13 protein-coding genes and 1 pseudogene are annotated in these 18,148 nt (G+C 71.1%); 12 read left to right on the plus strand and 2 right to left on the minus strand.

Annotated elements, in window-relative coordinates:
- Window positions 1–90 precede the first annotated feature (90 nt).
- Window positions 91–624, minus strand: a complete 534-nt coding sequence (locus LDL48_RS02110) for a DUF8467 domain-containing protein (protein ID WP_225253222.1) — start codon at window positions 622–624, stop codon at window positions 91–93.
- A gap of 29 nt (window positions 625–653) precedes the next feature.
- Window positions 654–6,746, minus strand: coding sequence for an RHS repeat-associated core domain-containing protein (locus tag LDL48_RS02115; RefSeq protein WP_225253223.1), 6,093 nt, complete (start codon window positions 6,744–6,746; stop codon window positions 654–656).
- 202 nt (window positions 6,747–6,948) lie between these two features.
- Here LDL48_RS02115 and LDL48_RS02120 point away from each other — a divergent pair, with 202 nt between their 5' ends.
- From LDL48_RS02120 to LDL48_RS02175, 12 genes and pseudogenes are all read left to right on the plus strand, one after another.
- Window positions 6,949–7,836: an MBL fold metallo-hydrolase gene (locus LDL48_RS02120; RefSeq protein ID WP_225253224.1), complete on the plus strand. Its 888-nt coding sequence runs from the start codon at window positions 6,949–6,951 to the stop codon at window positions 7,834–7,836.
- Window positions 7,833–8,231 (plus strand): carboxymuconolactone decarboxylase family protein, encoded by a 399-nt coding sequence (locus LDL48_RS02125; protein ID WP_225253225.1) that lies wholly within the window; start codon window positions 7,833–7,835, stop codon window positions 8,229–8,231. The genes LDL48_RS02120 and LDL48_RS02125 overlap by 4 nt, the downstream gene beginning before the upstream one ends.
- A 12-nt stretch (window positions 8,232–8,243) precedes the next feature.
- Window positions 8,244–8,417: a MarR family transcriptional regulator gene (locus LDL48_RS02130; protein WP_225253226.1), complete on the plus strand. Its 174-nt coding sequence runs from the start codon at window positions 8,244–8,246 to the stop codon at window positions 8,415–8,417.
- Window positions 8,414–9,199, plus strand: a pseudogene (gene lgt / locus LDL48_RS02135) (prolipoprotein diacylglyceryl transferase); the annotation flags it as partial. The gene LDL48_RS02130 and the pseudogene lgt, both read left to right, overlap by 4 nt.
- 89 nt (window positions 9,200–9,288) lie before the next feature.
- On the plus strand, window positions 9,289–10,608 hold the full coding sequence (locus tag LDL48_RS02140; protein WP_225253318.1) for a ferredoxin reductase family protein: 1,320 nt from the start codon (window positions 9,289–9,291) through the stop codon (window positions 10,606–10,608).
- Window positions 10,609–10,745: 137 nt separating this feature from the next.
- The gene (locus LDL48_RS02145) at window positions 10,746–11,678 is read left to right on the plus strand and encodes an ABC transporter ATP-binding protein (protein WP_225253227.1); all 933 of its coding nucleotides are present in this window, start codon (window positions 10,746–10,748) and stop codon (window positions 11,676–11,678) included.
- Window positions 11,679–11,688: 10 nt separating this feature from the next.
- On the plus strand, window positions 11,689–12,408 hold the full coding sequence (locus LDL48_RS02150) for an ABC transporter permease (protein WP_225253228.1): 720 nt from the start codon (window positions 11,689–11,691) through the stop codon (window positions 12,406–12,408).
- Window positions 12,409–12,482: 74 nt separating this feature from the next.
- Window positions 12,483–13,268, plus strand: a complete 786-nt coding sequence (locus LDL48_RS02155) for a helix-turn-helix domain-containing protein (protein ID WP_225253229.1) — start codon at window positions 12,483–12,485, stop codon at window positions 13,266–13,268.
- A gap of 48 nt (window positions 13,269–13,316) precedes the next feature.
- Window positions 13,317–14,279: a DUF5996 family protein gene (locus LDL48_RS02160; protein ID WP_225253230.1), complete on the plus strand. Its 963-nt coding sequence runs from the start codon at window positions 13,317–13,319 to the stop codon at window positions 14,277–14,279.
- A 113-nt stretch (window positions 14,280–14,392) separates the two neighbouring features.
- Window positions 14,393–15,964 (plus strand): alpha/beta fold hydrolase, encoded by a 1,572-nt coding sequence (locus tag LDL48_RS02165; RefSeq protein WP_225253231.1) that lies wholly within the window; start codon window positions 14,393–14,395, stop codon window positions 15,962–15,964.
- Between the two features lie 192 nt (window positions 15,965–16,156).
- Window positions 16,157–16,993: a CPBP family intramembrane glutamic endopeptidase gene (locus tag LDL48_RS02170; protein ID WP_225253232.1), complete on the plus strand. Its 837-nt coding sequence runs from the start codon at window positions 16,157–16,159 to the stop codon at window positions 16,991–16,993.
- The gene (locus LDL48_RS02175; RefSeq protein WP_225253233.1) at window positions 16,990–18,147 is read left to right on the plus strand and encodes a sensor histidine kinase; all 1,158 of its coding nucleotides are present in this window, start codon (window positions 16,990–16,992) and stop codon (window positions 18,145–18,147) included. Before LDL48_RS02170 ends, LDL48_RS02175 begins: the two co-directional genes overlap by 4 nt.
- Window position 18,148 lies beyond the last annotated feature (1 nt).

Genomic DNA, 18,148 nt, shown 5'->3' on the forward strand with positions numbered 1-18,148 from the left:
TCGGCGCTCAGCGCCGCGGGCTTCGCGGCGGCCGAGGTGCCGGCGCTTGCGTGTGCGGTGCCACCCCGAACCTACGGCCCCGCCGACGCGCTATCGGGGGACGAGCAGCGGGGTCCCGACCAGCCGGAGTGAGCCCTCGCGGCAGGCCCGCAGCGCGTCGTGGCCCACGTGGTAGGTCTTCACCTGGGCGCCACCCTGGTCGGCCCACGTCATGTCGTTCGACGTCTCCTGGCCGGCGATCCGCCAGAGCCGGTTCACGAACGTCCGCATCGCCGGCGGTGTCCGGTCGGAGAACGACGCCGCCCATCGGCCGGGCGACAGCACCCCCGGCGTCCGTTCCAGGCTGCGCAGCCACTGCACGACCGGCCCGATGGTCGGCCCGTCGACGGTTCCGTTCGGGTACCGGGCGCCGGTCAGCACCGGCCAGATCGACCGGTCCCAGATTGCGGCCGTGGAGCTGCACTCCACGATCGACTGTCGCACCGGCGGCTGGTCCGGATCGACCCAGCCGCGCTGATCGAGGAAGACGGCTTCCGGGAAGTCGGCGCGGATGCGGCCGGCGATGCGTTGTTCGTCGACGGGAGTGAGCAGGAGCTGTATCTGCTTGGTTCGCTCGCCTGCCACCTGCTCACTCCCTTCGTCGCCGCGGGTGCTCAGCCCACCTTCGGCACGGTGATCACCAGTCCGAGCTTACTGAGGTCGTGCGCGGCCTCGAACTCCTCCATGATCATGGCACCGTTCTTGTACGTGGTCACGGTCTGCACGAAGACCGGCGACCCGTCCTCCATCTCGAACTTCAGGTCGGCTCGGCGCCCGTTGGGTTCCACCACCTCGGGGAGGATGTCACCGGTGTTGCGGTCCCGGCCACCGGCGACGTGCTTCCACCCCGGGTTGGCGTCCATCAGTTCGTCCCGCAGGTCGTCGTGCTGGGCCTGGGTCGCCGGCTTGCCGCGCCCGCCCCACGGGTTGTTCGGGACCCGCTCCGGGGCGCCGTTCGCGCAGTCGCACTTGGTCGAGTGCTGCCTGCCGTTCGTGGTGCCCTTGCCACCGCAGTTGTGCACCAGCAGCGATTGGTCGCCGGCGCCGACATAGTACGTGTGCAGGTCGTCGACGGTGAGGTCGTAGGTGCGTTCCCGGTGCGGGTACGAGCGGACCGCGGAGAGCTGGACGTAGGTGCCCGCCGAGGTGCGCAGCAGTTCACCGTCGCGGAGGTCGCCCGCGTCCACCCACTTCTTGCGGGTCTCCGACCAGAACGGGTGCGTCTCGGTGGTGGTGACGGTGTGGTCTTCGCCGTCGGAGTCGGCCGAGCCGGTCACGGTCAGGTCGACGAACTGCTTGTCGTCGTCGGTGCGGATGGTGTGGGTGACCTGCCGGTCGCCGGACTCACCGGTCTCCGGGTCGGTGGCCTGGACGGTGTCCCCCGGTTCGACCTCCTCGACCGGCTTGCTGGTCCCGTCCGCCATCAGCACGGTCGTACCGGCGACGAAGCTGTGCGGAATCGGGCAGGCCGCGCCGTCCCCCGCGTCCTTCTTGGTTTTCGCCTTGGCCTTGGCCGCCAGGGCTTTGGCCTTGGCCGCCGCCTCCGCGGCCGCCTTCTTGGCCGCCTGTTCGGCGGCGGCCTTCGCGGCCGCGGCTTTGTCGGCCGCGGCCTTCGCCGCCGCGGCGGCCGCCTGTTTCGCCGCCTTGGCCGCGTCCTCGGCGCCCTGGATGATGGCCCGCGCCCACTTCAGCTCCTGGAAGAAGGTGACCACGGCCTTGCCGGCCTTGAAGATGGCCTCGGCGATCTTCTTGGCTTTGAAGATTTTGCCCCAGGGCAGGGCGCCGACGACCAGCGAGACGCAGGCGACCAGGTCGCCCTTCAGGCAGTTGAGGATGTCGTTGATCCCGAGGAACTCCATCAGGATCTGGCCGCCGGCCTCCAGGATCACGTCCAGCGTGCTCTTGGACTGCAGCTGGTTGGCCTTGGCCAGATCCTCCGGGGACGGGCCCTGCACGGCCGCGGGGGTCGTCCCGGTGGTGGTGGGCCCGGCGTCCGGGACCATGCCGGTCGGGTCGCTGTACGCCACCGGGTTGTTCGAGGCGTACGTGTAGGCCGACGTGGCGCCCGCCCCGGTGGGCATCGGGTCCCGGCTGGCGAACCGGCCGGTGCCCGGGTCGTAGTTGCGGGCCCGCAGGAAGTAGTTGCCCTCGCCGGACGTGGAGTCCTGGTACGCCCCGGTGAACTGCAGCGGGTTCTCCACGCTCTGTTCGGGCAGGGTCTGCCCGGCCAGGGTGGGCCCGACCCGCGGCTTGCCGAACGGGTCGTAGTCGTAGCCCTCCTCCAGGGTTCCGGTCGGCGACAGCATGTTCGCCGTGCCACCCAGCCAGTCGTGGGTGTACGGGTGCACCCCGCTCGCCGGGTCCAGCAGCGCCAGCGGTTCGTCGTCCGGCCCGTAGGTGAAGCCGCGCTTCTCGACCACCGAGCCGCCCTGCGCGACGGTGTCGAGGGCGATCTGCGGCAGCGTGCCGGCCACGTCCCACGACCAGCGCTGGCTCTGCGTCTGCTGGTGGAAGGCCGAGGTCGAGGCGATCCGCAACCCGGCGGCGTCGTAGTTGAACGTGGTGGACTGACCGGCCGACAGCGTGGCCTTGGCCAGCGTGTTGTCCAGGTGGTACTCGAACCTGTCGCCGCCGGCCTTGATCTGGTTGCCCCGGGCGTCGTATGCGTACTCGATCTCCCGCTCGTAACCGGGTCCCTCGATCTCCTCCTCGGTCAACTGGTTGGCGTCGTCGTACTCGTACTCGGTGACGTCGTTGCCGACGGTGCCGGTCCGGGTCTGCTTGGTCCGGTTGCCGGACAGGTCGTACCGGTAGTCGATCCGGCCGACCGGCTTGACCGTCCTGTCGGTGCAGGAGGCCACGCCGTAGCAGGCCGAGGTGAGCTGATCCGCCTCGTCGTAGCCGTAGGCGACCGATTCGGCGACGCCACCGCGGGTGGTCACCACCCGGCTCGGGTTGCCCACCGGGTCCAGTGTCAGGTCGTACCGGGAGACCGGGTCCTGCACGCCCGGCACGGCCGCGCCGGTGCGTTCGGTGCCGATCGAGGTGAGCCGGCCGGCGTCGTCGTAGACGCGCTTCTCCGACAGGCCGGTCGGCTCCGGCAGCGTGGTGGTGGTCCGCCGGCCGGCCACGTCGTAGCCGAAGTTCCAGGTGGCACCCTGGGCGGTCAGCGAGGTGATCCGGCTCGCCGCGTCGTAGCCGTAGGAAACCGCGGTACCGTCCGGGTACCGGCGGTCGGTGACATTGCCCCTCGCGTCGTAGTCGTATCCGAAGGTCTCGTCCGGGCGGCCGGCCTCCTTGCGGGTGACCGACCTGATCTGGTCCTCGTCGTCGTAGACCACCTCGCGCACGCCGAGCGGGTCGCCGTACGAGGTGACCCGGTCCTTGGCGTCGTACCCGAAGGCGTAGACCGGTCCGCCGGTGCCGAGGGTGCGCTTGGCCAGGCGGTTGACGATGTCGTACTCGTCGACGGTGGTCCGCTTGGCCAGTTCCTTCTGGTGGAGGTCGTCCAGTTCCTCGTCCTCGTCGAGGGTGAGGGTCTGGATCCGGTTGCCGTCCGCGTCGTACTTGGCGTACGTGCTGCGCTCGATCGGGTCGGTGCTGCGGATCACCCGGCCGGCCTCGTCGTAGTACACCGTCGTCCGGTTGCCCCGCGGGTCGGTGACCGAGGCGAGCGAGCCGTCCTCGCCGTAGGAGTAGACGGTCGACTCCTCCTCCGGGTCGTCGGCGTCGTACTCGGCGTTCGGCGCGGTGACGGTCCGCGGCTGGTCGTCGGCGTTGTAGGTGTAGCGGGTGACGTGGCCGTTGGCGTCGGTGCTGGACACCGCCCGGTTCAGCGCGTCGTACGCCGTCGTGCTGACGTGGTCGAGCGCGTCGACGGTCCTGGTCGGGTTGCCGGCCAGGTCGTACGCGAAGTGGGTGGTGAACCGTTCCTTGTCCGCGCCCGCGACGTTGCCGCGCGGCTCGGTCACCGAGGACATCAGGCCGTCGTCGGTATAGGTGTACGTGGTGATCCCGCCGGTCGCGGAGATCTGCTTGATCCGGTTGCCGGCCTCGTCGTACTCGGTCCTGGTCTGCGCCCCGCCCGAGTCGGTGATGCCGGTCTGCCGCCCGGCCTTGTCGTAGGACATCGCCGCCGTCCGGCCCAGGCTGTCCTTGGTCTGGGTGACCAGGCCGCTGTTGGCCCGCCCGGAGGTGGACGACTTGCCGAACTCGTCCACCGTCTCGACGCTGCGGTCGAGGTCGTCGACCTTGTAGTCCCTGGTGACCACCTTGCCGCCCGGGTACGGCCGGCGCATCTGGATCAGGTTGTCGTTGTGGTCGTACACATAGGACGTGGTGAAGTCGGCCTTGGTCGCCCCGGGCACGTTGCCGCGCGGCGAGGTGACCGACTCGACCAGACCCTTGACGTTGTACGCCCAGCTGGTGACCAGGTCGGCCTCGTGCTTCATGTCGACCGCGGCGGTGGCTCGCCGCCCGGCCGCCGTGTAGGTGTAGAGCAGGGTCTTGCGCGCCTCGTAGGTGGCCTTGGGCAGACCGTTGTCGAAGTACGTGTACGAGACGGAGACCCCGCCGGCGCTCGTCGTCTTCCGCAGTCGGCCGGCCGCGTCGTACTCGCTGGTGTCCGGCCTGCTCTTGCCCGGGGCGTGGACGGCCACCACCCGGTCCAGCTCGTCGTAGACGGTCCGGGTGGTGTAAGTTTCCGGCCTGGCCCCGGCCACCGTGCCCCGCGGATCGGTGACGGCGGTCTGCCGGCCGACCTTGTCGTATCCGTAGGCGACCCGGCGTCCCTCCGGCGAGACGGTGCTCCTGGTCAGGCCGGCGTTCGGCGCGCCGTCCGGGATGTTCTCGTACCGGGCCGTCTTGCCCCGCTGGTCGGTGACGGTCAGCGGGGCGCCCCGGGTGTCGTAGGTGTAGCTGACCGAGTGCCCCTCCGGGTCGGTGCTCTTGACCAGTTCGTCGAACTCGTTGTACTCGTCCTTCCACGTCTGCCCGTCGGCGTCCACGTGGGTGGTCGGGTTGTTGCGCGCGTCGTACTGCGTCTTCTCGCTGAACCGGCGGCCGGGGGCGAACTGCTCGATCAGGTTGCCCGCCGGGTCGTACCGGGACTCGTGCTGGTTCTGGTTGCCGTTGACCACCAGATCACGGTTGAGCGTGCCGTCGTACCGGTGGTTGTTGGTGTCGCCGTTGCCGCGCTGCGAGTAGAGCAGGACGTTGCCCCGGTAGCCGTCCCAGACCACGACGTTGTCCGCGTCGGTGGTCTTCGACTCCTGCTCGGCCGCGTTCCACTCGAACGTCGTGGCCGCGCCCAGCGCGTCCCGCTGACGCACCATCCGGTTGTCCGTGGCGTACTCGTTGGTCAGCGTCACGACCTTGCGCGGGTCGATCACCTGGGTGAGCAGGCGGGCCGCGTTGTACCGGTACTGCCACTCCTCCCCGGCCGCGTCACGCACCTTGGTCAGCAGACCGCCGGTGTAGGAGTACTGCGTCCTGCGGCCGTCCGGCAGCGAGATCGACTCGATCAGGCCGGCCGCCAGCTTGGCCACCGCCGTGCGCCCGGACGCGTCGGTCACCGTGATGCCGGTGTCGGTGTGCGCGAACCGCAACCCCACCTGGCGCGGGTTCACGATGGAGGTGAGGCGGCCCTGGGCGTCGAAGGCGTACACGAGGTTGTCGCGGGTCACCAATTCCCAGCCGGCGCCGGTCTTGCGCAGCGTGGACCGCACACCCGGCGGCCGTGCATAGCCGTCGCCGTCGGCCCGGAACTGCGTGTCCGAGCCGTCCTCGGCCCGCACCAGAGCACCGTCCGCGGTGGCGGTGACCTTCAGGTCGTAGACCCAGGCCCAGCCCGGACCGAATGCCGACGGACCGGTGTTCAGCGACGAGTACGCCCGGCCCGAGGAGAACGGGACGGCGAACGAGGTCATCGCGAGGTCGCTCACGCTGAGCGTGAAGGCGCCGGTGCCGGTGTTCACGCCGGTCGCCCGGACCGCCTGGCCGGCGTCGGTCATGCCCAGCGCGGCGGAACAACCGCAACCGGCCGCCTGCCGGTCCGGGATGGCCGGCGGGTCGATCGTCGTCCGCGGCTGCGCCTCCTCCGAGTTCGCCGACGGCACCTCGCCGTCCGGATAGAGCCCGGTGATGGTGACGAAGTAGCGCTTCGCCGCGTCCAGCCGCCACCCTTCGGCCGCGCCGAGCGACTTGCAGTAGGTGCGCAGCGATCCGCAGCCGTCGTTGCCGAGCTTGTCCCGGCCCAGCACGACCGATTCCTGCCTGGTCTGCGACGCGGCGTCGTAGAGGTCCACCCGCCAGGAGTCGAAGTCCTGATCCCGCACGTTGAAGTAGGTCACCAGCGAGGTGTCGCCGACCACGAATCCGGGACGCAGCAAGACATCCACGAACGTCTCGCCCGGCGCCGCGGCCGCCGCCCGGGCCACCGCGGTCCTGCCCACCCGCTCGGCCTCGCCGCCGGCCTCCACCGGCGGCGGTACGACCGGCGGACGCTGATTCTCGGCGACCGCGACGTTCCTGGCGGCTCCGGACGGGAGACCCCGCTGCTGCGGACCCGCCCCGGCGGTGACCGCCGGAACGTCACCGGGCGCGGCCCGGGCCGGCACATCGGCCGGCGGCGCCAGAGTCCCGACGAGTAGTACCGCGGTGAAACCCGCTATCCAGCGGGCCCGCGTGAACCTCTGCGCGAACGACATGAACGACGACCTCCCCGTGAGATGACTCCGGGAGCGAAACATGCCGATCGGTCGATCGGTTGGTTCTGTCGCCAATCCACCAGTGATCCGCTCCACTGTGGAAGGCCGGCGCCCGACCCGCGCTCCCCCCGCGCCGCACCCGCAGGTCGTCTGAGTCAAGAACGTCTTGACTGAGAACTTCTTGGCTCGTACGATCTTGGATATGCCGCCCCTCGCCGAACCCACCCCGTGGCCGATCCCGCTGCCGGAGGCTTCTCCGCCGGCCGAGATGGCCATCCACCACCTGCCGACCGGCACCTACCTGACTCGCGCGGCGTTCGCCTTCAAGGGCGGGTCGTTCCGCGACGTCCGGCACTTCGCCTCGTCGGCGGTGCTGGTCCGGCATCCGCAGGGTGATCTGCTGATCGACGCGGGCTTCGGCACCGGCGTCGCCGCGCACATCGCGATGCTGCCCCGGTTCGTGCGCGCTCCCTTCGAAGCGGGCCTGACCGTCAGCGAGCAGCTGGACGCCATCGGCTACGACCGGCGCCGGCTGCTGGGTGTGCTACCGACCCACTCGCACTGGGATCACGTCAGCGGGCTCGACGGGCTGCACGGCACGCCCGTCTGGATCAACGCCCACGAACGCCGGTATGCGGCCGGCGACCCGGACGGCAAGGTCTACCGCAGCGTGTCGGAGGGTCACGAGATCCACGAGTACGGGTTCGACCACGGGCCCTACCTGGGCTTCCCGTCGAGCTACGACGTGTACGGCGACGGCTCGGTGGTCGTCGCCCTCGCCGGTGGCCACACCACCGGCTCGGTCGTCGTCTTCGTCACCCTGCCCACCGGCCGGAGATACGCCTTCATCGGCGACCTCACCTGGCAGATCGACGGCATCCGCCGCCGCGTCGAACGACCCTGGCTGCTGAGCAAACTCGCCGACAGCGATCCCGAACAGCTCCGGCAGGGCCTGCTCCGGGTGATCGCCGTCGAAGGGCTGATGCACATCGTCCCCGCCCACGACCTCGACGCATACCGAGGACTCCCGCTGCTGCCGGCACCGGTGGACGGCCCGGTCACGCCCCCGTCGTCCGGGCACCCGACATGACCTCCACCCACCCCTCCGAGATGAGCGCCCGCGCCGCCGCCGGACGTGAGGTCTACGCCCGCAATTTCGGAGTGGCGCCCGCCGAGGCCGAACGCATCATGCGCGACCACGCCGGCGCGGCGTACACCCGGGAAGCGCTCGAAGCCGCCGGCGGACCCGGCTGGCACGGCCGGAACCTGACCGACCGCGACCGCGGCATCGCCGTCATCACCGCGCTCGTCGCCCAGAACGTGACCGACGGGCGCCTGTCCACGTACCTCGCGCTGGCCCGCCGCACCGGTCTGGACGACGAGGCCCTCACCGAACTGATGATCCTGCTCACCGCCTACCTCGGTCAGCCGTACACCTCGCTGGCGATGGAAGCCGTGCGGCGCTCGGCCGAATCCCGCGCCTGACGGGGACGGACCGTGCTGAGCGCCCTCGACAAGACCCCCGGCCTCACCCAGGGCGAACTCGGCAGAGCCCTGAGCCTGGACCAGACCACCCTGATGAGCCGGCTCGACCGAATCGAGCGACGGGGCCCGGTGGTTCGCCGCGGCGCCCCCGCCCGGCGGCTCCACCGTCGGACGGCCCGGCCGTGACCCTGGCGGCTGTTCCCAGTCCCGCCACGGCGGTGTGGCACCTGGGCCCGGTGCCGATCCGGGCCTACGCCCTGTGCATCCTCGCCGGCATCGGCGTAGCGATGCTCATCACGGAGAGGCGGCTGCGCGCGCGTGGCGTGACGGACGGTACGTCGCTGGACATCGCGATCTGGGCGGTGCCGACCGGCATCGTCGGCGCGCGCGTGTATCACGTGGTGACGTCCCCGCAGGGCTATGTCGGCCCGGGCGGGGACCCGCTGCGGGTGTTCGCGATCTGGGAGGGTGGACTCAGCATCTGGGGTGCCGTGGCCGGCGGCGCGATCGGCGCCTATCTCGCGGCCCGGCGCATCGGTCTGCCTCTCGGCCTCGTCGCCGACGCCCTCGCCCCGGGACTTCCGGTGGCGCAGGCGATCGGGCGACTCGGGAACTGGTTCAACAACGAGGTCTACGGCCGGCTCACCACGCTCCCCTGGGGCCTGGAGGTCCACGACATGCGGTCGGGAGCGGTCCGGCCCGGGCTGTATCACCCCACCTTCGCGTACGAGGCGATCTGGAACCTGGGTGTCGCCCTGCTGGTGTGGCGGCTCGACCGCCGGCACGAATTCGGTCGCGGACGGGCGTTCGCGCTCTACGTGATGGGCTATGCCGCCGGTCGGCTGTGGATCGAGACCCTGCGCATCGATGCCGCCAACACCATCGTCGGGGTACGCCTCAACGTCTTCACGGCGCTCCTGGCGCTCCTGCTCGCCACGACGTACTTCCGCAGGGTGCGGAGTCCGCGCGCACGTGGCTGAGCCCGGGTTTCCGGACGCCGCGCCCAACTGCCCACGAGATGGAAGAAGTTGATCACATGAGGTCACCCTCGCCGGGGGTGCCGGCCCGCCACGTCGGGCCGGCGACAATCGCAGGTCTCGTTCTCGTGCAGGGCCTGATATGGGTCGTCTCGCGTCCGTCCGATGTCAGTCTCGGGAGTTACCTCGGGCAGTTCCTCGGAGCCGAGGCCGTCCTGCTGCTGTCGGTGGCGCTGGTGCTCATCAGCACATTGCCGTGGGTGGAAGCGTGGTTCGACGGCATCGACCGGGCCGCCATCTGGCATCGCCGGCTCGCGATCACCGGGCTGGCCCTGCTGGCGCCGCACATCCTGCTCTCGTCGAGCCCGACCGTCACTCAGCTCGGCGGGGCCCTCGCCGTGATCGGCGCCACCGGCATGGTCGGGCTCGCCCTGTGGGCGATCCTGCCGAGGTGGCAGTCGGTGGTTCCGGGTTCGTTGCGCCCGCTTTTTCTGGCGGCCCGGAATGCTCGGGGCGTCAAGGCGTTCCGTCGGATCTTCGGGGGTTACGACCGCTGGCGTGCACTGCACCGGACGACCGGGCTGTTCGTCGCGGCCGGTTTCGTCCACGGCGTGCTCGACGGAACGGCGTTCGACACCTCACCGCTGCGGTACTGGACCTACCTGGCGGTCGGCGCCGTCGGCCTCGGTTTCTACCTCTATCGCGAACTGCTGGCCAGGTTCTTCCGGGCGTTGCACGACTATCAGGTCGCCACGGTGAAGGAGATCGAGCCACGACTGGTGGAGATTGCCCTGCGACCGATCGGGCGCGGGGTCGACTTTGTGCCGGGTCAGTTCGCCATGGTGTACCTGGAGGCCAAGGACGGTTGGCATCGACACCCGTTCACGATCGCCAGTGCCCCGACCGACCAGAACCTCCGCTTCACGATCAAGGCTCTGGGCGACTACACGTCGCGTCTGCACGAGCTCGTCGAGCCGGGCATGCCCGCGGTCATCGGTGGCCCACACGGACGTTTCGACCATCGGCGTGGCACCGACCGGCAGGTCTGGATCGCCGGCGGCGTCGGCGTAGCGCCCTTCCTCAGCTGGCTGCGCTCGCTTGACGGCCCGTTGCCGTACCGGGTGGACTTCTTCTATTCCGCAGTCGGTACACCGGCGTTCGCCGACGAGATCCGAGCGATCGCCGACCGGCACGACGCCCTGCACGCTCACGTCATCGATACGAGCCTCGAAGGGCGCCTGACGGTGGAACGTGTGCTCGTCGGCGCCGGCGGTCACCCGGACCAGTTGTCCGTGTTCATGTGCGGTCCGGCGGCGATGTTGTCCGCCTTCGAGACGCAGCTGCGGCGGGCCGGCGTCGCCTCCCGGCACATCCACCGCGAGTATTTCGACTGGCGTTGACGCACGGCATCGGCCGCCGGCGGCGCGCACCTGCACCGTGAGCTTCCCAACTCCTGCCTTGACTGTGTTCCGGGGACACGGTTTGCACTGGTGCCCGCACGGATCACAGGCGAGCAGTCAGTGGAGGCAGGACCGACATGGGGTACGCGGAGACGACATCCGGCGCACCGTCCCGGCCGGTTGTCGAGGTGGACCGGTTGAGCGTCTCGTACGGCGACTTTCCGGCCGTCAAGGATCTGACCTTCCGGGTCGAGCGGGGTGAGCTGTACGCCCTGCTCGGCACGAACGGAGCGGGCAAGACCTCGGCTCTGGAGGTCGTCGAGGGACATCGGAGGGCGTCCTCGGGCACCGTGCGGGTCTTCGGTGAGAGTCCGGCGAACCGGCGGGCGGTGCGGCCCCGGACCGGAATCATGTTGCAGGAGAGCGGGTTCTCCGCCGACCTCACCGTCGCGGAGTCCGTCCGGCTGGTCGGCCGGCTGTCCGGCCGCGCCGATTCGGTCGATCGCGTCCTGGGCCTCGTCGACCTCACGCACAAGGCCGCGACCCGGGTCGGGCAGCTGTCCGGCGGCGAGAAGCGGCGACTCGACTTCGCCACCGCGGTCTACGGGCGACCCGAGCTGATCTTCCTGGACGAGCCCACCACGGGACTGGACATCCAGTCGCGGGACGCTCTGTGGGAGGCCGTGAAGGAACTGCGCGGCAACGGTTCGACCGTCATCCTGACGACGCACTACCTCGAAGAGGCGCAGCAGTACGCCGACCGCATCGGGCTCATGCACCGGGGCACGCTCCGCAGCCAGGGAACGGTGCCCGAGCTGACCCGGACACTGCCGGCGGCGATCCAGTTCTCGCTCTCCCCCGGCGCCCCCGTGCCGCCCCTCGGTGCCGCCCAGCCGGCCGGCCCGGCGTACCGGATCGAGACGTCCGAACTGCAGGCAGATCTCAAGCGGCTGCTCGACTGGGCCGACCTGCACGACGTCGACCTGCACGGACTCTCCGCCGCGCCGACCCGGCTGGACGACGTCTTCCGCGCCATCGAGACCGACCCGGCCCCCACCCCGACCCGCTGAAGGCAACGACATGCTCCCCATCGCGTACACCGAATTCGCCCAGATCTTCCGCAACCGCGCCGTGCTGATCTCCAACCTCGTCATGCCGTTGGTGGCGAGCGCCTTCTTCATCTACCGCCGCGACACGTTCGCCCAGATCGGCAGCCTGGGTTACATCGCCGCGGTCCTCGTCTTCACCGTCGGCGCGTTCAGCCTCTACACCACGGCGGTGACCACCCTGTCCGCCCGCCGGCAGGACCTGTTCCTCAAGCGGCTGCGCTCCACCACCGCCGGCGACCCGGCGATCCTGTCCGGCCTGACCCTGCCGGTCGCCCTCACCGCGGTCGTCCAGGTCGTGGTCATCCTCGGCGTCTTCGCCGTGGTGAGCGGCCGCCCGGCCAACGTCGCGCTCCTGGCCGTGGCCGTCCTGGCGACGTTCGGCATGATGCTCGCCCTGGCGATGGCCACCGCCGGCCTGACCGGCTCGCCGGAACAGGCTCAGGTCACCACACTGCCGATCAGCCTGCTGACCATCGCGGTGGCCAGCTGGGTCGGCATCACCGGCACGGAGAGCTTCGCCCTGCTCAAGCGGCTGCTGCCCGGCGGGTCGGCGACCGAACTGATCGTGCACACCTGGAACGGCGGCGTGCCGCTCGCGGATTCGCTGCCGCTGCTGGCGCCGACGCTCGGCTGGGTGGTCGTGGCGATCGTGCTCGCGCTGCGGTTGTTCCGGTGGGAACCCCGCCGGTGACGCGCGGTACCGGTCACGCGGCAGAGCCGGTCCGGACCGGCCGTACCGACCGGATCTTGTGTGTTAGCGTGCCCATGGGGACCGATTCGAAGGGGCCGGACGTGGCCTGGAGCACCCGGGAACTCGCCGAGTTCGCCGGCACCACGGTGAACACCATCCGGCACTACCACCGGCTCGGTCTGCTCGAAGAGCCGGACCGCCGGCGCAACGGCTACAAGCAGTACGGCGTACCGCATCTCGTCTGCCTGCTGCGGATCCGGCGCCTCGTGGAGCTCGGGGTTCCACTGTCCGAGATCGGCGTGGCACGGACCAACGGCGACGTGCCCCCGGAGGTCCTGCGCCAGGTCGACGCCCAACTCGCCGCCGAGATCGAGCGCCTGAGCAAGGCCCGCTCCGACATCGCCGTGATCCTCCGCGACGGCGCACCGGCCGATGCCCCGGCGGGCTTCGCGTCGGTCGCGCCCCGCCTGTCCGACGCCGACACCTCGCTCATCCACGTCTACACCCGGCTGTACGACGACGACGCCATGAAGGACCTGCAGCGCATGACGGAGACCGACAACGATCCCGTCAACGCGGAGATGGATGCCCTGTCCCCGGACGCGGACGAGGCCACCCGGCAGGATCTCGCCGAACGGCTCGCGCCGGTCATCGCCCGGAACCTCACCGAGTACCCGTGGCTGACCGATCCTGGCGCGCACCTCGCCAAGAGTGAGAGCGTCACCATGCAGACGTTCGTCGACGCCGTGGTCGCGATCTACAACCCCGCTCAGGTCGACGTGCTCACCCGGGCCAGCCTCATCGCGCACCGGCTGGTGCGGCCCGCGTCCGAGGCCGGCGACGACACCAGTCCCGGGTGACCCCCGGATCGGCCCCTCTGGCAGCCGCAGCGAAGGACGTGAGAACCGATGACCTCCTCCCCCAGGACGACCTGGCCGAGCCTCAGAGTCGCGGACTGGAGCCCCACCCGCGACACCCTGCACATGTGGACCCAGATCGTGGGCAAGATCCGCATGGCCCACGCTCCGCTGGTCAACCACTGGTGGCAGGTGACGCTGTACGTGAACTCGCGCGGACTGACGACGTCGACCATCCCGTACCGCACCGGTTGCTTCGAGATCCAGCTGGACGTCGTCGGCCACCAGCTCGAGATCCGCAGCAGCGACGGCGGCACGCGGAGCTTCCCGCTCCGGCCGATGCCGGTCGCCGAGTTCTACGCCCAGATCATGGGCCTGCTCGACCAGCTCGGGATCGAGACGTCGATCCGGCCGCATCCCAACGAGGTCGAGCCGGCCATTCCGTTCGCCGAGGACTACCAGCACGCCTCCTACGACGGTGCGGCGGTGACCCTGTTCTGGCGGCAGCTGCTGCAGGCGAACCGCGTGATCGGCGAGTTCCGGTCAGGCTTCGTCGGCAAGGTCAGCCCGGTGCACTTCTTCTGGGGCGCGATGGACCTCGCCTGTACCCGCTTCTCCGGGCGGCCGGCGCCGCCACACCCCGGCGGGGCACCCAACTGCGGGGACTGGGTCATGGTCGAGGGCTACTCGCGGGAGTTGTCCAGCTGCGGGTTCTGGCCCGGCGGTGGCGAGGAGGGCGCGTTCTACTCGTACGCCTACCCCACCCCCGACGGGTTCGCCGATCAGCCGGCCGGCCCCGCGGGGGCGTACTTCAGCACCGAGTTCCGGCAGTTCCTGCTCCCCTACGAGGTCGCCCGCGCCGCACCCGACCCGGACCGCGCGGTCGCCGAGTTCCTCCGCACCACCTACGAGGCCGCCGCGAACCTCGGACAGTGGGACCGCTCCGCGCTGGAGGACGACCCCTTCCGGTGGCGGCAGACGCCCGCGGGCGGTGCTGGCTCGCCGCCGGGATGACCGCCGCGGTGCCGCCCGCGGCGAGGGCGGCAGGTCCCGGCGGGCCCCGCCGCCTCCGGCTCGAACGCGCCGTCGCTTGACCGTGTGCCGGGAACACAGGCTGCACTGTACGGATGAATCGAAGGCATGGCATACGGCGAGGACTGGCTCTGACCGTCACGATCGGACTCCTCGGGTCACTGGCGGCGGCCCCGGCCGCAGCCGGCGGCGGCAGCACCGGGCAGGTGGAGTGGGGCGCCTGCCCGGATCCGATCGCGGCGGCCGCCCCGACGGTGCGGTGCGGGACCGTGACGGTGCCGCTGGACTACCGGGATCCGGACGGGACGCGGATCGACCTGATGGTGTCCCGGATTCCCAGCACGAATCCGGAGAAGCGGCGCGGCGTGCTGCTGCTGAACCCGGGCGGTCCGGGCGGCTCGGCGCTGACGATGCCGCACGACCTGGTCAACCTGGGTGTTCCGGCGAGCGTCACGGACGCGTACGACCTGATCGGCATGGACCCGCGGGGGGTCGGCTACTCGGCCCGGATCGACTGCGGGTTCACCACCGACCAGGGCTACCCGGGCAACGTGCCGCCGTGGGCCGAGGACGACGCGGCGGTCCTCGCGCAGGCCGCCGCCGCCCGGGCGGTCGCCGAGCAGTGCGCGGCCCACGACACCGATGGCCGGATGGCGCACATCTCGACGGCCAACACGGCCCGCGACCTGGACCGGATCCGGGCCGCGCTGGGCGAGCGGAAGGCCAGCTTCCTGGGGTACTCGTACGGATCGGCGCTCGGCGCCGCGTACGCCTCGATGTTCCCGGACACCACCGACCGGGTCATCATCGACAGCAACGCCGGCGACACCGCCCTGACCCGCGCCGGCGTGCGCCGCTTCGGCCTGGGCTTCGAGCAGGCGTTCCCGGACTTCGCGCGCTGGGCCGCGGCCCGGCACGCCTCGTACGGCCTGGGCCGCACGCCCGAACAGGTCCGCGCCACCTACTTCGCGCTGGCCGAGCGGCTCGACGAGCAGCCGCTCCCGTTCATGAACGGCCGTGAGTTCCGGGTCAACACCTTCGCCTCGCTGTACGGCGAGTCCCAGTACCCGGCACTGGCCCGGGCCTGGCAGGAGGTGAAGGGGGCCGGTGCGGTGACGGCCGGCGCGCGGGCCGCCGCGGCGCCCAGCCCGTACTCCAACTTCTTCACCGTGTTCCTGGCCGTGACCTGCAACGACAGCGACTGGCCGAGCAACGTCGGTGGGTACCGGCGCAGTGTCGCCGAGGACCGTGAGAAGTACCCGATGTTCGGCGCGGCGTCGGCCAACATCAACCCGTGCGCCTTCTGGTCCCTCGGGCCGGCCGAGCCGCAGGTCGCCGTCAACGACGACGGCCCGGCCAACATCCTGATCCTGCAGAACCGCCGGGACGCCGGCACGCCGCTGCGGGGCGGGCAGCTCATCCGGGCGAAGTTCGCCCACCGGTCCCGCCTGGTCACGGTCGACGAGAACCAGCACGGCGTCTACGTGTTCGACGACAACCCGTGCGCCCTCGGCGTCGGCACCGCCTGGCTGGTCGACGGTGTACTCCCGCCGGACACGACCTGCGCGGCCTCCGCCCGGTCCGGACTGAACCTGGACCGCGACGGCGAGCAGCGCCGGGCCGAGACCCTGCGCACGCGCCCGTTGGGCACGGTCACCACGAACTGATCCGCCGCTCACCCGGCCCGGACCGGCCGCGGGATCTGGATCGAAACCAGTGCCGCGGCCGGCCGGGCCGGGTCTTGTCCCCCGTGCGAGCTACCCGCAAGTGTCCACCGCACGGTGACGATTGTGGCGGCGCAGATCCATAGATTTCTTCGTGTCCGCGGCGCTCCGGTCGCGGCGTGCGAAGGAGTCATCATGCGGTTCGTCAAACAGCTTCTCGCGGTGCTCGCCGTCACCGTCGTCGGCGGGCTGGGCGCCACCGCCGTCGCGGGAAACCCTTTCCTCACCCTGGTGATCGGTGCCGCGACGGCCGTCCTGGCCGTGGTCGTCTACCGGTGGGTCGTGCGGCGCACCGAGCGCCGCGAACCGGCCGAACTCGGGCCGGACGGCTGGCGCGGGAAGCTCGGCCGCGGGACGCTCATCGGCCTCGCCATGTTCGCGGCCGTCATCGCCAACATCGCGTTCCTCGGCGGTTACGACGTCCAGGGCTGGGGCTCGCCGGCCGGTGCGCTGGGCCTGCTCGGGTTCATGGCCGCCGCCGCCGTCACCGAGGAACTGCTGTTCCGGGGCGTACTGTTCCGGATCATCGAGGAGCGTACCGGCACCTGGATCGCCCTCGCCCTGACCGGCCTGGTGTTCGGCGCGATGCACCTGGCGAACCCGGACGCCACCCTGTGGGGTGCGACCGCCATCGCGATCGAGGCCGGGTTCATGCTGGCCGCCTGCTACGCCGCCACCCGCAACCTGTGGGTCCCGATCGGCCTGCACTTCGGCTGGAACTTCGCCGCCGGCGGCATCTTCAGCGTCGTGGTCTCCGGCAACGGCGACTCGAAGGGCCTGCTCGAGGCCTCGACGTCGGGACCGGCCGCGCTCAGCGGCGGCGACTTCGGGCCGGAGGGCAGCCTGTACGCGGTACTGGCCGGGGTGGCGCTGACCGTGGCGTTCCTGTGGCTGGCCAAGCGCCGCGGGCACATCGTCCCGCGCCGTCGCCGCACCGCGCCGGCCCCGGCAACCGCCGCGGTCACCCGGTGACCAGGCTCCGGAGGCTCCCGGACCGGTGGCGGCAGTGGCCCGTCACGGTCCGGGACCTCCCGTTGGCCCTGGCCCTCGCCCTCGCGTCGGTGGTCCCGGCCCTGGAGCGCCAGGGTACGCAGCTCGGCGACCTCCCGGACCGTCCGTACGACGCGCTGACCGTCGGGGTCGTCGCCCTGGAGTGCCTGCCGCTGGCCGTACGCCGCCGGTGGCCGGCCGTCTGCCTGGCGCTGGTGTCGCTCGGCTTCGCGATCGACCAGCTGCGCAGCTACCACACCGTCGCGGGTACGGCCCTGGCCGTCGCGCTGGTCAGCACCGGCGCCCACCTGCAACGGCGCCGCCGGGTCGTCGCGGGTCTCGCCTCGGCCGCGTACCTGACCCTGACGATCGGCCTCGACCGGCTCGGCTCGGGTGAGGGCCTCGCCGGGTTCATCACCTTCTACCTGCTGCTGACGCTCGCCTGGGGCACGGGGGCGTGGCTGCGCCAGGGCCGGGCCGCCGAGGCGGGACGCCGCCGCCACGCCGAGGAGGCCGGCCGTACCGCGGAACGCGCGCGCATCGCCCGGGAACTGCACGACGTCGTCACCCACCACGTGACCGCGATGGTCGTGCAGGCCGAGGCCGCGCGCTACCTCACGGGCAGCCCCGGCAAGCTGGACCAGACCCTGACCGCGATCACCGGCACCGGCCGCCGGGCCGTCGGCGACCTGCGGCAGCTGCTCGACCTGCTCAACCCGGACCACAGCACCGGCGACCCGCGTACGCCCTCCGTCGGCGACCTGGACACCCTCGTCGACCAGACCCGGCAGGCGGGACAGCCGGTGGAGTTCGTCCGGGACGGCGCGCCGGAGGGCATCACCGGCAGCGCCGAGGTGGCGGCGTACCGGGTCGTGCAGGAGGCGCTGACGAACGCGCTGAAGTACGCGCACGGCAGCCGGACCCGGGTTCACGTACACCACGGGGAACGGGAGACGACCGTGCAGATCAGCACCCACGGCACCGGATCCGGCCGCGTCTCCCCGGGCGGCAGCGGGCGCGGCCTCGCCGGACTCCGCGAACGGGTCACCGTCCTCGGCGGCGACTTCAGCGCGGGCACGCAGGCCGGCGGTGGCTTCCTCGTGCGGGCCCGGATCCCGGGCGGCAACCGGTCGTGAC

Origin of the sequence: Jidongwangia harbinensis (assembly GCF_020216025.1) — a bacterium.
In the GTDB taxonomy this organism is placed as follows: domain Bacteria; phylum Actinomycetota; class Actinomycetes; order Mycobacteriales; family Micromonosporaceae; genus Actinoplanes; species Actinoplanes harbinensis.